The sequence below is a fragment of the Lipingzhangella halophila genome (assembly GCF_014203805.1).
In the GTDB taxonomy this organism is placed as follows: domain Bacteria; phylum Actinomycetota; class Actinomycetes; order Streptosporangiales; family Streptosporangiaceae; genus Lipingzhangella; species Lipingzhangella halophila.
This window is the reverse complement of the sequence record NZ_JACHJT010000001.1, coordinates 4563909-4577591: the sequence shown is the minus strand read 5'-3', so window position 1 is coordinate 4577591 and position 13683 is coordinate 4563909. Positions and strand designations below refer to the sequence as shown.

At 71.5% G+C, this 13683-nt stretch carries 10 protein-coding genes; 2 read left to right on the top strand and 8 right to left on the bottom strand.

Going from position 1 to position 13683, the window contains the following annotated elements; all coding sequences use genetic code 11:
- Positions 1–179: 179 nt before the first annotated feature.
- Positions 180–896 carry a DUF6882 domain-containing protein gene (locus F4561_RS20950; protein ID WP_184581068.1) on the top strand — a complete coding sequence of 239 codons (717 nt, stop codon included), beginning with the start codon at positions 180–182 and terminating at the stop codon, positions 894–896.
- Between the two features lie 227 nt (positions 897–1123).
- On the opposite strand, the gene F4561_RS20945 is transcribed toward F4561_RS20950, so the two are convergent.
- From F4561_RS20945 to F4561_RS20910, 8 genes are all read right to left on the bottom strand, one after another.
- Positions 1124–1453: a YdhR family protein gene (locus F4561_RS20945; RefSeq protein WP_221446170.1), complete on the bottom strand. Its 330-nt coding sequence runs from the start codon at positions 1451–1453 to the stop codon at positions 1124–1126.
- A 79-nt stretch (positions 1454–1532) separates the two neighbouring features.
- The gene (locus F4561_RS20940) at positions 1533–3500 is read right to left on the bottom strand and encodes a TOMM precursor leader peptide-binding protein (protein WP_184581066.1); all 1968 of its coding nucleotides are present in this window, start codon (positions 3498–3500) and stop codon (positions 1533–1535) included.
- Positions 3493–5466: a hypothetical protein gene (locus tag F4561_RS20935; protein WP_184581065.1), complete on the bottom strand. Its 1974-nt coding sequence runs from the start codon at positions 5464–5466 to the stop codon at positions 3493–3495. Before F4561_RS20935 ends, F4561_RS20940 begins: the two co-directional genes overlap by 8 nt.
- 14 nt (positions 5467–5480) lie before the next feature.
- Complete coding sequence (locus F4561_RS20930) at positions 5481–6905, bottom strand: SagB/ThcOx family dehydrogenase (protein ID WP_184581064.1); 1425 nt, start codon at positions 6903–6905, stop codon at positions 5481–5483.
- Between the two features lie 27 nt (positions 6906–6932).
- On the bottom strand, positions 6933–7955 hold the full coding sequence (locus F4561_RS20925) for a lantibiotic dehydratase C-terminal domain-containing protein (RefSeq protein ID WP_184581063.1): 1023 nt from the start codon (positions 7953–7955) through the stop codon (positions 6933–6935).
- The gene (locus F4561_RS20920) at positions 7939–10656 is read right to left on the bottom strand and encodes a lantibiotic dehydratase (RefSeq protein ID WP_184581062.1); all 2718 of its coding nucleotides are present in this window, start codon (positions 10654–10656) and stop codon (positions 7939–7941) included. The genes F4561_RS20925 and F4561_RS20920 overlap by 17 nt, the downstream gene beginning before the upstream one ends.
- A gap of 136 nt (positions 10657–10792) precedes the next feature.
- Positions 10793–10960: a thiomuracin/GE37468 family thiazolyl RiPP peptide gene (locus F4561_RS20915; RefSeq protein ID WP_184581061.1), complete on the bottom strand. Its 168-nt coding sequence runs from the start codon at positions 10958–10960 to the stop codon at positions 10793–10795.
- Between the two features lie 354 nt (positions 10961–11314).
- The gene (locus F4561_RS20910; RefSeq protein WP_184581060.1) at positions 11315–11482 is read right to left on the bottom strand and encodes a thiomuracin/GE37468 family thiazolyl RiPP peptide; all 168 of its coding nucleotides are present in this window, start codon (positions 11480–11482) and stop codon (positions 11315–11317) included.
- A gap of 449 nt (positions 11483–11931) precedes the next feature.
- On the opposite strand from F4561_RS20910, the gene F4561_RS20905 reads away from it, so the two are divergent.
- Positions 11932–13683: a proline--tRNA ligase gene (locus F4561_RS20905; RefSeq protein WP_184581059.1), complete on the top strand. Its 1752-nt coding sequence runs from the start codon at positions 11932–11934 to the stop codon at positions 13681–13683.

The window sequence follows — 13683 nt, the reverse complement described above, 5'->3', positions numbered from 1 at the left end:
GTCCCACAGCATGTCTGGTGGCGTACGCCTCATGGGGCGGGCCCGCCCCAGGTGGGATCCGAGCACGGTCCCATCCTGGCCAGGCAGGAGCACCACCCCCGTGTCGGCGCCCCAGTGCGCATCACGCAGTGAGGGGGTGGTACTCGTCTTCGACGAGAATCAGGTGACAGGAGCCGAATTTGACCGAGAGCACGGAAGCCCGGCGTGAGTGGTTCAGCCCGGCCTTGGAGCGGCTCGGAGCCGCCCACGCGGCGGTGGCGGTGGAGCAGACCGGCGTGTACAACGAGTTCCATCCCATTGCCGACTGGAACGTCGACGTGGAGGCGAGCACCTTCCGGCAGGGCGACATCACGGTCCAGATGGTGCCGATGGGCACGCTGGGCACGGACGGAAGCTGGGTGTGGGCGTGGGCGAACCCGCACATGCACCCGCCGGGCTCGGCGCGCCTCGGCGCCTCCCTGTGGCTTCGCGACCTCGGTGAGCGCGAGGACATCCCGGAGCTGGTCACTCCCCGCCTGGAGCTGTCGGAGTTCGCCGACGCGCGCATGGCCTCCGAACGGCTGCTGATCGCGTGCCTGGGCGCGCTGCGAGCGAAGGGGTACGGCAGCGTCACCGTGGACACGGGGGCGCGCTTCGCCATGGTGATGACCGACTCCGGCATCCCCGACGCCGAGTTCGACCGCATCACCCTGCCGCGCATGATCATGCAGGGTGTGCAGGTCTTCCCCCATGACCATCGCGCGACCGTGCTCGGTTACCTGGAACGGCACGGATTCCAGGTCACCGACCCGTTCGGGGACGTCATCGCCGCCGGACGGGACGGCTGCTCGCTCAAGGTGGCCCTGGACGAGCACTCCCGCGTGACCAACGTCTCGGTGGACGGTTCCCAGGTATAACCCGGCGCTGGTGGGTCGACCAGCGCCGGCGTGGCTGGTGGTGCTGGTGCGGTAGCCGGCGGTGGACTGGCCAGCAGCGCGTCGCGGGAGGCCGGCGGGCTGCTGGCCGGCGGGGGAGGGTGCGGGCCGGTCGCCGGGCTGGACACGGCTCCTACGATCCACCCGGTACGGTCTCCGCCGAAGCGGTCGGGAATCCGGCGTCCGGGCTCCCGCGAGCGGCCCGCCGCTCACCGCATGGCGTTCCCGATCCCGGCGAGTGCCTGCCACTCGTCGCCGGGGGCCGTGGCGGCCTCCACCTCGAAGACGGAGACCGACGTCGGTGGGTATCCGATGAGCTCGATCGCCTTGCTGGGTTTCGGGGGCGTGTTGCGGGTGAGCGCCTCCGCTGACTCCCACAGGTACACGGCGCCCCACGTCTGGTTCTCCGGGTTGGCGAACCACACCTTGAACCGCATGCCCTCCAGCTCGGAGAACGCCTCGACAGCGTAGTCGCGGAGGTACTCCCGCAGCCCTTCCACTGTCTGGTCGGACCGGGCCAGGTCCCACACGGTGATCATGAGGTACACCGGTGCTCCTCCTCGTGCCGTGTTCGCGGTGGTATCGGGGGCTCAGCGGCGTTTCCGGGCGTTTCCGGAGTCATGGGAACGGGTGCGGGTGCAGGTTCAGCTCGGAGTCGAGCAGTGGCCGGTCGGTGTGGCCCAGGAGGGCGGGAACCTCCCGCAGCCGGGGAACCCCGGACAGTCGCCGGTTGCGGTGGCCGAACGTCATGGTGAGCATCCCGGGGATGAACATCTTCACGCACCGCAGCCCGGCCCGGGTCAGCTCGAAGGTGGTCTGGTCGACCAGGACGACCTCAAGGCCGGTGTCGGTGAACCGCTCCAGCAGCGCTGACAGGTCGTCGCGCAGGTCGTCGTGGGCGATCACCGGGTGGGAGGCCCCGAACGCCTCGCTGATGGGCAGGGTGGCCGTGGGCTCGGTGAGGAACGCGAAGCGGTCGAAGCTGCGCTCGTCCGCGTACAGCAGCGAGTGGTCGGGCATCTCCCGCACGTACGAGGGATCCTCGACCATCGCCTCCACCGTGTCGCGGTTGTCGGCGTAGGCCGAGGGGAGCATGTCCAGGGTGGGCCCCAGTTCGGCCAGGGCGTTGAGCACGGCGCGTTCGGCGATGAGGTGCGAACCCACCGCGCACGCCGCCTTTGGCCGGTCCGGGTCGTCGCCGTCGCGCACGGCTACCGCGAGCGCGCAGGGGATGCCCTGTTCCATGGTGATGTCGAGGATGGTCAGGCGGTAGCCCGTTCGCCGGCTCAGCTCGTGGACCAGCATGGGGATCGTGCGGTCCGCGGCGGAGTCCGGGTCCACCCGGGGCATCCGCAGACCGGCGTGCCAGGTGATCAGGAACGCGTCGCGCTCGGCGAACTCCAGGATGCCGTGGAGGGCGGCCTCCTCCAGGCAGCTGCCGACCGCGCTGCCGTTCGACGTCTCGAAGAGGATCCCCTCCCGGCGCAGCCCTCTGGGGTGCGGACCGTAGTAGGCGAGCCGTTCGGGAACGAGCACGGGCCGCTCCCCGGTGAGGGAGTAGCCCTGCACCCAGTCGCGCTGGCGCTCCGGGTCGAAGCGGGGATAGGGGAATTCGGGCTCGGCGTAGGACTCCTCCGGGTGCCAGCCGACGAGCCCGAGGTTGAGGGCCCTGTCGGCGATGTCGACGTAGGCCGCCCGGACGAGCTGGGGCTCCTCGCCCTGCTGCAGGCCGGCGTAGCGTTCCAGCGCCTCGCAGATCGCGGTGCCCCGGCCCTCGGGGTAGGTGTGGGTGCGGCCGTATCCGAGTTCCACACGCCGCCGCCGGTGGTTGTCCCGGAGGCCGAAAGGCGCCTGTGTCAGGACGTACCCGCTCGACGTGTCCTGCTCGACCCGGCGCACCAGGCCGGCCTCGGCGTCGACGTAGACGTCGGTGAGCGTGTCCAGGTCGGGCTGGCCGCCCACCCGGTAGTTGTCCGGGGCGGGCTTGGGGCGGGACACCGGGACCGACTCGGGGCGGACAGTACGGCGCGGCCGGGAACACACCACGCAGCGCGGATCGGGGAGGAAGGGGTGCCGGGTGACCTCAAGGGTGCGCAGGTCGAGCAGGAGCAGCGCCTCGCGGGTGCGGGTGTCCCGGCCCGCGGCCAGCAGTTCCGTCTCCTCGGCCAGCAGCGACGCCACCATGGTGCCGGACAGTGTGGTGAGCAGGGCCGAGCTGGTGGCGGACAGTTCGGCGCCGTGCCGTTCGCGGATGGCGCGGAGCCCCGAGGAGTCGTCGTCCTCGCGAGCGCGGTCCCTCCGGGCGTCGGCGCAGCGGGAGCAGCCCGGCTTGCCCGGACGTTCGAGTGGCCCGAGCACGACCCTGCCCAGCTCGGTGCGTACCGGCAGCATGGCCAGCCCTCGTTGCCGGCACCGTTCCCGCGTCTTGTCGTGGTCGGCGACCCAGCGGTCACTGACCGGGGCGACGAGCGTGGGGGCGCCGGAATGGCGCGCTTCCCTCCCGTGCGCGCTGGGCAGCGCGCGTATCGCGGCGGCGAGCATCCCTTCGCCGAGTACGAGCAGCCAGGGATCCGGCGTCTCAGCCATTGTCGAGCACCACCTGCACTGTGTAGGGCATCCTGCGGCTGACTTCGGGGTCGTGGTCGAGCGGGACGGCGACGGGGCACGTGCCCGCGTGCTCGGCCGCGCGCACGAGGGCGTCGAGGCCCACGGAGCGCGTCTCCGGGGTTTGGGGGCGCCCGCGCAGCTCGGGCGGGAGGTCGGGCACCTCGGGCGGCGCGTACTCGGGATCACCGAAGTGGTGGGCCTGGTAGTGCAGCAGGGTGTCCAGTAGTCCGGCGGTCAGCGCCCGCTCGCTGGTGAGCCCCACCGCGCAACTGACGGGCGTGCCCGCGACCCGGAAGAGGTAGCAGGGCACGCCGAGCAGGCCACCGAGGTCGTGGATTTCGGGGGTGAGGCCCAGAGCGCGCAGCGTCCCCCGGTAGCGCTCGCCCTGCTCGTCCAGCGGCGCGGCGCTGAGGCCGACAGCGGGGAATGGGGTGGTGGAGGCGGCGGCGTGCCGCAGCGCGAGCGCGCGGCAGTGCCCGAGAAGGGCCCGTTCCAGGGCCTCGCGCCAGGTGTAGCCCGCGGCGCTGCCGGTCACCGGCCAGGCCGGCGGAGCCGTGCCGGTGAGGACCGCGAACGCGCGCTCCGCCGGAACCGCGCACGGGCGTTGGTCGCGCAGCCGGTAGCCGCGGACGAAGCCGGGGCGGTGGCCGGACCGCAGTTCGTGCAGGGCGTCCTCGGGAGTGTCGCCGTACCTGGTCCTCAGGTCGGAGCCGAGGAGGCGCCTGGGGTCGACCATGAGCGAGCCGTAGGCGGCGTAGCCGAGCAGGGCGGCTTCGTACCGGGCGGCGGCGGGCTCTGTGCCGACGCCGATCACGGTCGGCCGCTGGCCGCTGGGCCCGAGCAGCCCGGCCGGGTCCGCGACCGTGGCCGCGCTGACGTGCAGCGGAGTTTGCGTGAACGCGCGCTCGTTGAGTTCCAGGAGGACGCCGGCGCACCTGTCGAGCAGGGGAGCGGTGCGTTGCGACATGGCCGTCTCGTCCAACGGCTCCCCCGAGCCGAGTTCCGCGACCGTGGCCGTGAAGCGGGTCTCGCTGTCGGGCTCCTGCTCGGTCTCGAAGGGATGCGCCAGGAACGCGTGGTGCTCGCTCGCGTAGCTGCGGGGATCTATCCTGACCAGCTCGTCCTGTTCCGAACGGGGCGCCAGGCCGCTGGCCGCCCGGAAGGCCCGGTGCGCCAGTTGCGTCGCCGCGACGGTAATGGCGCGCTCGCCCGGCCTCTCCGGCGTGTTCGGGCCGGCGGTTTCCTCGGGAACCCGGCCCGCCGCGACCAGCCGGCGCCAGCCGCTCTCCCAGGTGGCGGCCTCCTCGCCGACCCGGCCGACGGGGCCGTGCCACAGCTCCTGGCCGAGCAGGACCACGTGGCCGAGCACGGCGCCGGAACCGGCGCACAGCTCACGCAGCAGCCGGGCCGTTCGGAGGTCGGGGCCGGTGCGCGCGTGCAGCACGACGGCCGTGTCGCTGACCCGTCCGGCCAGCTCGCCGGGGTCGTGGGCCAGGTTGTCGGTGGTGACCACGCCGACCTTCGCGATCCCGGAGTCGGCGCAGGCCCGGGCCACCGCATCGGCGATGGGGGAGGAGCCGACGACGAGCGCCCCGCCGTCGCGGTAGCGCGTGAACGCGGGGCCGGGCTCGGGCAGGAAGTAGGCCAGGAACCGTTCTTCCGGGGAGCCGGTGGTGGGCTCCGGATCTCCCGGGCCGGGCACCTCGCGCACGACCCCCGCGGAGACCAGCTCGGTGACCAGGCGTTCCACCAGCTCCGCGCGGACCGCGTCCAGGCCCGCGGTGAGCTCGCCGAGCGAACGGGTGCCGTCGAGATGGGGGGCCAGCCGGTCCACCCACTGCGCGACGGACGTTCCGGTGAGGGACACCAGCCCCTCGTGGGTATGGAAGCAGATCCCGTTCTCGGTTGCCGCACGGTAGGCTTCCGGCCGCAGCAACAGCTTCATACCGCCCCCCATCCCTACTCTGGTTTCCTGCTGCCGAGGATGAACTCCCCGACACTGGACTCGGCGAGGTAGTCACTACCGACCGCCTGGCTGAACGCCTCCGCGTCCCCGGCTCCGAGCGCGCACGGAGCCAGGCCCATGGCGGTCGCCACGGTGTACATGAGCTGGTAGACGACCCCGACGTGTTTCAGGGTCAGCGCGTAGGCCAACCCCTGGTACTCGCGCATGACCCGGCCGAACCGCGCGGCGAGAATGATCAGCACCTGGGGTGGCTGTTCGAGGCCGGGGACTCCCTGCGCGGTGCGCGCCAGGACCCCCAACGTGGGCTGCGTGGCACTGACCGCCTCCAGTTCGTGGGAGACCGGGTCGTAGTGGTACAGGCCCGCGGCCAGCCCCTCGACGTTGCGCACCAGCGGGTAGAACTCGATTTCGTAGGAGGCGCCGCCCGACGGGTAGGGGCGGTCGGGCATCGGGCCGCCGTCGGGGTAGTACCGTTCCCGCGACCGCGCGCACCGGTACAGGAACTCGCCGAGCTCGCCGGCCGAGATCGGGTTGCCGTGGTCGTGCTGCCGGATGGACCTGCTGTCCTCGACGGCCGCGGTGAGGCTGGGATCGCGTTCCCGCAGAGTGTCCAGGTCGGGGCGGTGGAGCTGGACGCGCCGGCCGTTGAACGGTTCCCGCGTGTGCGGCGGGGCCCCTGATTCGCCGCTGATCCAGCGGGTCTTGCCGAAGCCGTCGCCGGCCCGCTGGCGGGTCCCGAACCGGCTGTTCGCGTGGAACCACAGGTCGGGACCGCTCCACTGGTCGCGGCTGAGCGCGTCGCCCTCGGGTGTGCCGCCGTCCGCCAGGAAACCGCCGCGGGCGAGGTCGCGCAGCAGGTGCGCCGCGGCCCCGGCGTCGACGCCGACCTCGGCCGCCCGCTCCTGCCAGGGGGCGGCCGGTGTGAGAGCGGACAATAGGGCGAAGACGCGCGGGTCGTGCAGCCGGATGTCCCAGCGACCACGGGGGACGCTGAGCACCATGGTGGCACCGTCGCGGGTGACGACGGCGAAGCGGGACAGCACGGGATTCTCCGGCTCCCGCGGCGCGACGGACTCCCCGCTCCGGACCGGGTCGAGGGTGTAGAGGGCGGTGCCGTGGGCGCGCACGGTCGTGTGCAGCCATCCCTCGGCCCGCAGGCGTTCGACCAGCGCCGCGGTCCCCGCATCGGCGTCCGTTCGGAACGCGGGGACCTCCTGGGGCTCGGCGGCCAGGTGGCGCAGCATGGCGTGCTGCGGCTGGGTGAGCGAGCCCAGGGCGATGCGCTCCGGCCAGTGGACCAGGTAGGTCGCGCCGTCGTCGGTGGTGGCCGCGTGCACTCCCGCTCGGAGCCACACGTGTTCGGTGCGTGCGCTCTCCGCGGGCGTGCGCGTGTCGTCCAGGTGGGCGTGTTCGGTCACGGGTGTCTCGCTGTTCGCTGCCGAGCGTCAGGACTGGGGTGCGGTTTCGTTGACGGCCCGCATCGCCAGCATGCGGATGTAGGACTCGTGCCGCATCGACAGGCCGATCCGGTTGCAGAACAGGTGGGCGCAGATGTCGAGCACCGGCAGGACCCCGGTTTCGGTGTCCGGTTCCGGTTCGGTGGCTCCGTCCCAGTACCGGGGCGGTGGGACGAACCGGCCGGCGTCCGCCTCGCGCCGCAGCGTGTTCCGCAGCTTCACGAACGAGTTGGCCAGAGCGATGAGGCTGCCGGAGGCGGGATCCGGCGGCGCCGGCGTCGCGGTGGTGCGTTCGGCCAGTGCCCGCAGTTGGGCGGTCAGCGCCACCAGCGTCTCGCGTTGCCGCTGGTACGCGGTGTCGGGGTCGCTGGCGTAGGCGCCGTTGACCTCGTCGGCCACGCGCGCCGACTGCCCGTCGGCCGTGGCCCACGAGGTCTGCCACCCCGGGTCGTCCCCGCAGCACAGCCAGGCCAGGACCAGCGCGGAGAAGCCGCCGGTGAACCGCTCCTCCACGCTGAGTCCCCGCGTGAGCAGGTTCAGGGCCGTCTCGCTGGACTCCGCGAAGTGCTCTTCGGCCGCCGCCATGGCCGCGCCGTAGCCGTAGCGCCCGTGCTCGCGGTGGTAGGGCATGAAGACCACGGAGTTGTTCCGCTGGCGCGGAAGGTAGCTGGTCGCCTTCTCGCTCGCGGCGAGAGTGGGCGCGAGTGCCTCGTACTCCGCCTCGTCGAGCAGGTCCGGGGCGGGGTGCGCGGCGAGGTAGTCCCGGCACCGCTTCTCGACGAGGTCCCGGACCGCGGGCGCGTCGCCGGGACCTCCGGGCCGGAACCGGAACCGCATGTGCTTTCCGCCGTCCCAGTAGCGCAGGAAGAAGAACTCCTGTGCGAGCCCCGACTCGCGGAGTTCCGCGACGAGCCCGGGAAGGACGTCGACGGCCAGCCGGCCGGGGTTGTCGTCGCAGAAGACGTGCGCCGCCACCCAGCCGGTGTCGTCCTGCCTAGATGTCGCGTTCATGGTGGGCCACCTCGACTACGAACTCTGTTACCCGCCGCTCACCGGCTCCGTTCTCCGCCGCATCACCGGGATGCGGCAACGCCTCCTCGAACTTGACGGCGACCGTTTCGCCTTCGGCGATGCCCTGTTCGAGCACGTCCAGCGCGAACAGGGCGGCGAAGTCGACGAAGACGGGCTTGCGGGACTTCCGGAACCGCCAGTTCCCCTGCGCGGCCTCGGTGTCCACTCCGGCCTGCGGCGCTGGCCCCATCGAACGGACGAAGCAGCTTTCGGGAATGTCCCGCTCGCGCAGCCAGCGCACCATCCGGTAGAGGAACATCGCCCGGCTCTCGGACGGGGAACGTTGGGGCACCGCGTGCGCGGGCACGAGCCAGAAGGCGCGCTGCAGCACCACGTTGCCGAGCTGGACCCGCGGTTGGTGGACCACGTCCTCCGGTGGGAAAGCGGCGTCTCGGGGCGCCAGGGACGGCGCCACCGGAGCCAGCAGGAAGCTTCCCTCGAACGCGTGGCTGAGCAGGCGCGCGGCGGGGGGAAGCAGCGAGTCCGCCGTACCGCCGATGTGCAGCGGCCGCACTGGGCGGTCGGGGGTGGTCGCGGACGCCCGCAGCAGGCCGGTGTCCGATTCGTGCCCGACGACCAACTCGCCCAGGGCCACCCGCTGTTCACGGGGGCGTTCCGGGACGCAGCCGGGGTAGTCGAGCTCGTGCGAGACAGCGGGCATGCGCCGGTTCAGTGCCGAGCCGAACGACCCGGTGAGCTCGGCCAGCACGTCCGGGACGCCGCCCGAGGGTACGTCTGGTTCGCTGGCCGGACCACCGGCCAGATGGATCAGGTGGTGCAGCCGCGCCCGGCCCCGGCCGTAGCCGGTCATGACGGCGTTGCACACCACTGCCGCATCGCCGTCCGCGGGCAGTTGCTGCACGTAGCAGGCGAGGGAGGCTGGCGGCGTCACCCAGGACGGCAACGTGGCGATCTGCTCGGCCGCCGCCGCCCGCACGGCCTCGGCGGATCGGGCCGAGCCGTCCGCCTCGCGCAGCACCGCGCGGCTCTGCTCGCGCAGTTCGCCCAGCCGCCGCAGCCGCGGCAGGGTGGCGTCGTCGAGGGCACCGGGCGCCAGGAAGTACGCGGAGTCCATCGCGGCGCGCAGTTCGGCTCCGAAACCCGCGGGCTGGTCGAGCTCGGTCTGGACGGCGCGGTGCAGCTCCAGGAAGGGCAGTTGGGCTCCCGGGCCGAAGCGTTCGGCGACGAGGTCGCCAAGCACGAGACGGAGCGGGAGCGCGGGGTCGTGGATCGCCGCGAGCCAGCGTCGCACCAGGTCCAGGTCAGCCAGTGCCGGGCTCCAGCGGGCGCGCGAACACTCCGCGACCGGTGCCGTGAACACCGCGTTGTCGTGCAGGAAAGTCTTGCTTGCCAGGGTCTCCTCGGGGACGGCCGGCTCCTGCTCGTTCGCGGCGGCGAGCTCGCCGGCCAGCGCACGCGTCGCCGTGGCGAGGGCCTCCTTGCGGGCGCGCTGTCCGTCGACCTCCGCGGCCGCTGCGGGAGCGGCCAGCGCGCTGTCGATGACGCTGACGTGCTCGCCGACAGCAGTGTACTCCGGCGCGTTGGCGGCGAGCCACCGCGCGAGGCCGGCGAACGGCGAGGCGGACTGGTCCGGAACGGGCACGTAGGCTTCGAGCAGCCCGATGTCCAGCATCCGGTCGACGAACCGCGCGACATCCGCGGCCGCGGTTTCGGAGCGCACCGCGGCGATCTGGGTGGTCAGCTCGGCCGCGGTGCGTCCGGGGCCCTCCGCCTCGCCGGCGGCAGCGAGCACGGCGCGGACCTCCCCGGTGTCCGGCACCGACACGATCGGCTCGTCGGCGCCCGGGCGCAGGAAGCACAGCGTGCCGTCCTGCTCGGTCAGGCTCGGGTTCACCCGCACAGGCAGGGCGGCGCGCAGCGCGGGCACGGCGACCAGCGCCCGGCGAAGCTGGTCGACCACTCCGCCTCTCAGTTCCGGGACACAGCGTGCCGGCCCGGTGGCGGCCAACAGGGTGGCCGGTGCCGGGCCGGTGGTCCACTCAGCGCGTCCGCTGGCCGTGAACGTGCTGAACGGGCTGGTCTTGGTCGCGGCCCGGACGACGTACTTGACCAGCCGCACGAGGGAGGACCGCCGCGGCTGGTAGTGCGGATCGGTGAGCCAGCGGCGCACCACCTCGAACAGGTCCGGGCTGGCCTGGGAGAGCGCGCGCTGGAAGGCCGCGTCCGCGATGATGCCGCGCAGCTCCGCGCGCTTGTCGTCGGACTCGGCGTCCAGGAGAGTGGGGAGCTCCGCCAGCGCCTCGCGCTGTTCGCGGGACTTGGCGAGCCACGCGGTGACGCGCTCGCGCAGCGGACCGGGAAGGTAGTCCGCTGTCTCGGTGTTCCACTCGCCCGGTCCGGGATCCCGCCCCTGGTACACCGCGCGCCGCAGGCCGACCAGCCGCGGTTTGAGCGGGTTGTCGGAGAGGGCGCCGATAACGGGAAACAGGTCGTCCGAGATCGCGGCGGCCTCGGTGGCCAGGGCCGCCTCGCGGTCGAGACACGTGTGGACGGCTGAGAGCGTCTTGGGGCAGGTGAGCCGGGTGAGAACGGACATGTCCAGGCCGCAGATCCGTGCGGCGAGGGTTTCCGCCACCCGGAATCGAGGGGGTTCGGCTCGGGCGGGCGTGGTGCCTGCCACCCCGGCCGTGTGCATTGGTGCCGCCACGTCTTCCCTGACTCTTCCCGAACTCGTGGTGGGGATACTGGCAGTAGGGAGCCCGGACGAGCGCTGGGGGTCGTGCCTCGGCCGGGCCGGTTAGCGAGTAGTGCCGGGGTCAGGAGCAGCACTGGCTACCGGGAGGGCCCTGGCAGCTTTCGGAGAAGCCGGTGTCGGTGGTGAGGGATTCCACGGTCATGCCCTTTGCGGACAGTTCGAACACGTCGGTGGGAAGATCCTGGACGTCGAAGCTCAGGTCGTCATGACGGGTTCCGGATTCGGACATGAAGACACTCCGCACATAATTGGAACGCAAGTGAGCCCTTTGCACCCGTGGGCGAACGCGGCTTCGCCAACCGGCATGGTACTCACCACGGTATTCGTCCGCTACAGCTAGAACTCGACATTTTCGCTGCTCGCCCCGCCCTGGGGCAGAGCTTCTCTCCGGCCGAAAAGGCGTCGGGGAAGAATGGCCGGACGCGGCCCGGGGAGGGCGCGTTGCCTGGCGCTGTCCGGTCCCGCCCGGGCCGTGGGCCGCTACGTCTTCCCAGGGTCTTCATCCGGACTCGTGGAGGGCTTCGGCGGGAGCCCGGGCGGGCTGGGGAGCCCCGCCCGGGCCGGTTAGCGAGTAGTGCCGGGGTTAGGAGCAGCACTGGCTACCGGGAGGGCCCTGGCAGCTTTCGGAGAAGCCGGTGTCGGTGGTGAGGGATTCTACAGTGATGCCCTTTGCGGACAGTTCGAACACGTCGGTGGGAAGATCCTGGACGTCGAAGCTCAGGTCGTCATGGCGGGTTCCGGATTCGGACATGAAGACACTCCTCACTGCAATTAGAGGTAGGGGATCCCCTAATATCTGCGACGAGGCCGCTGTTGCACCTTGGGCACCCTGTTGCGTCCTCACCAACCAGTACGGTACGCGGCGGGGCATTTGGTACGCAATGGTGGAAATTCTCGGAATGTTTCCCCGGATTGTCGCTACGTTTGTCGCGACAGGCCGTTACCTGGGCGAACGGCAGCTTCGACAGTTCGCGGCCGGCCCTCTCGGAGATGGCGCCGCCCGGTGCTCTCCTGAGAGTGCTCTCCTGAGAGCTCGCGCGTAGGGCGCGCCCGCGATCACCGCTGAACATGCCGCGGATCCCCAAAACGGTCGCCGGGACCGTTAGCCTGGACTCCCCTCCGGTGTACACCGCGCACTGTCCTCGTGCCGAGGACACCCGGATACACCGTTGTCCGCCCGCCCGCGATCGAGGAGTGGCCGTGCTACTGCGGATGTCGACCCTGTTCCTGCGCACCTTGCGCGAGGACCCGGCGGACGCCGAGGTGCCGAGCCATAAGCTGCTCGCCCGCGGCGGGTACGTGCGCCGGGCCGCGCCCGGTGTCCACTCGTGGCTGCCCCTCGGCAAGCTGGTGCTGGAGAACGTCTCCTCTGTCATCCGCGAGGAGATGAGCCGGATCGGCGGGCAGGAGGTGCTGCTGCCCGCGCTGGTGCCGCGGGAGTACTACGAGGCAACCGGCCGCTGGACCGAATACGGCAACAGCGTGTTCCGGCTGGCCGACCGCAAGGACGCCGAGTACCTCCTGGGGCCCACCCACGAGGAGCTGTTCACCCAGCTGGTCAAGGGCGAGTACTCGTCCTACAAGGACTTCCCGGTGGTTCTGTACCAGATCCAGGAGAAGTTCCGCGACGAAGCCCGCCCGCGGGCCGGCATCCTGCGCGGCCGCGAGTTCCACATGAAGGACGCCTACTCCTTCGACCTCGATGACGAGGGCCTGCAGCGTTCCTACACGCTGCACCGCGATGCCTATGTCCGGATGTTCGACCGGCTCGGGCTGCGCTACGTGATCGTCTCGGCCACCTCGGGCGCCATGGGCGGATCCGCCTCGGAGGAGTTCCTCGCCGAGACACCCACGGGCGAGGACACGTTCGTGCGCAGTACGGGTTCGGACTACGCCGCCAACGTCGAGGCGGTCCGCACCCCGGCGCCGACCGCGCGGCCCATCGAAGGGCTGCCCGAGGCCAAGGCGCACCACACGCCGGACACCCCGACCATCGAGACGCTGGTCGACTTCCTCAACGGTGCCGGGCTGGGCCGCACGTTCACCGCGGCCGACACCCTGAAGAACGTCCTTGTCAAGATCCGCCAGCCCGGCGAGGGCGAGTGGGAGATCCTGGGCATCGGCGTTCCCGGCGATCGCGACGTCGACACGAAGCGGCTGGAGGCGGCCCTGGAGCCGGCCGAGGTGGCGATGCTCGACGAGACCGACTTCGAGGCCAACCCGTTCCTGGTCAAGGGGTATGTCGGGCCGAACGCGCTGCTCCAGAACAAACTGCGCTTCCTGGCCGACCCCCGGATCGTCGAGGGAACGCGTTGGGTCACCGGTGCTGACCAGGTCGACCACCACATCGTCGACCTGGTGTGCGGGCGCGACTTCGTCCCCGACGGCGTGATCGACGTCGCCGACGTCCGCGACGGCGACCCCTCACCCGACGGCGCGGGAACTCTCTACACCGCGCGCGGTATCGAGATCGGCCACGTCTTCCAGCTCGGCCGCAAGTACACCGACGCCTTCCAGCTCGACGCGCTCGGCCCCGACGGCAAACCCAAGCGCGTCACCATGGGGTCCTACGGGATCGGGGTTTCGCGGGTGGTCGCCGCGATCGTCGAGCAGTCCCACGACGACAAGGGCATAGTCTGGCCGCGTGCGGTGGCGCCGGCCGATGTGCACGTCATCGGGACCGGCAAGGGCGAGCAGATCGAGGTGGCGCTGCGCGTCGCCGGTGAACTGGAGGCCAGGGGCGTCCGGGTGCTCGTGGACGACCGGAAGGGCGTCTCGCCCGGCGTGAAGTTCACCGACGCCGAGCTGCTCGGCATCCCCACCAGCGTGATCGTCGGCAAGGGTCTCGACCAGGGCGTACTGGAGCTGCGCGACCGCGCGAGCGGCGAGCGCGCGGAGATCGCGCTCGACACCGTTGTCGACAGGGTCGCCGGCATCGTCCGGGGCGACTGA

Coding starts and splice junctions, on each gene's coding strand:
- F4561_RS20945 (WP_221446170.1), bottom strand. CDS start 1,453: ATGATCACCGTGTGGGACCTGGCCCGGTCCGACCAGACAGTGGAAGGG.
- F4561_RS20940 (WP_184581066.1), bottom strand. CDS start 3,500: ATGGCTGAGACGCCGGATCCCTGGCTGCTCGTACTCGGCGAAGGGATG.
- F4561_RS20935 (WP_184581065.1), bottom strand. CDS start 5,466: ATGAAGCTGTTGCTGCGGCCGGAAGCCTACCGTGCGGCAACCGAGAAC.
- F4561_RS20925 (WP_184581063.1), bottom strand. CDS start 7,955: ATGAACGCGACATCTAGGCAGGACGACACCGGCTGGGTGGCGGCGCAC.
- F4561_RS20915 (WP_184581061.1), bottom strand. CDS start 10,960: ATGTCCGAATCCGGAACCCGTCATGACGACCTGAGCTTCGACGTCCAG.
- F4561_RS20910 (WP_184581060.1), bottom strand. CDS start 11,482: ATGTCCGAATCCGGAACCCGCCATGACGACCTGAGCTTCGACGTCCAG.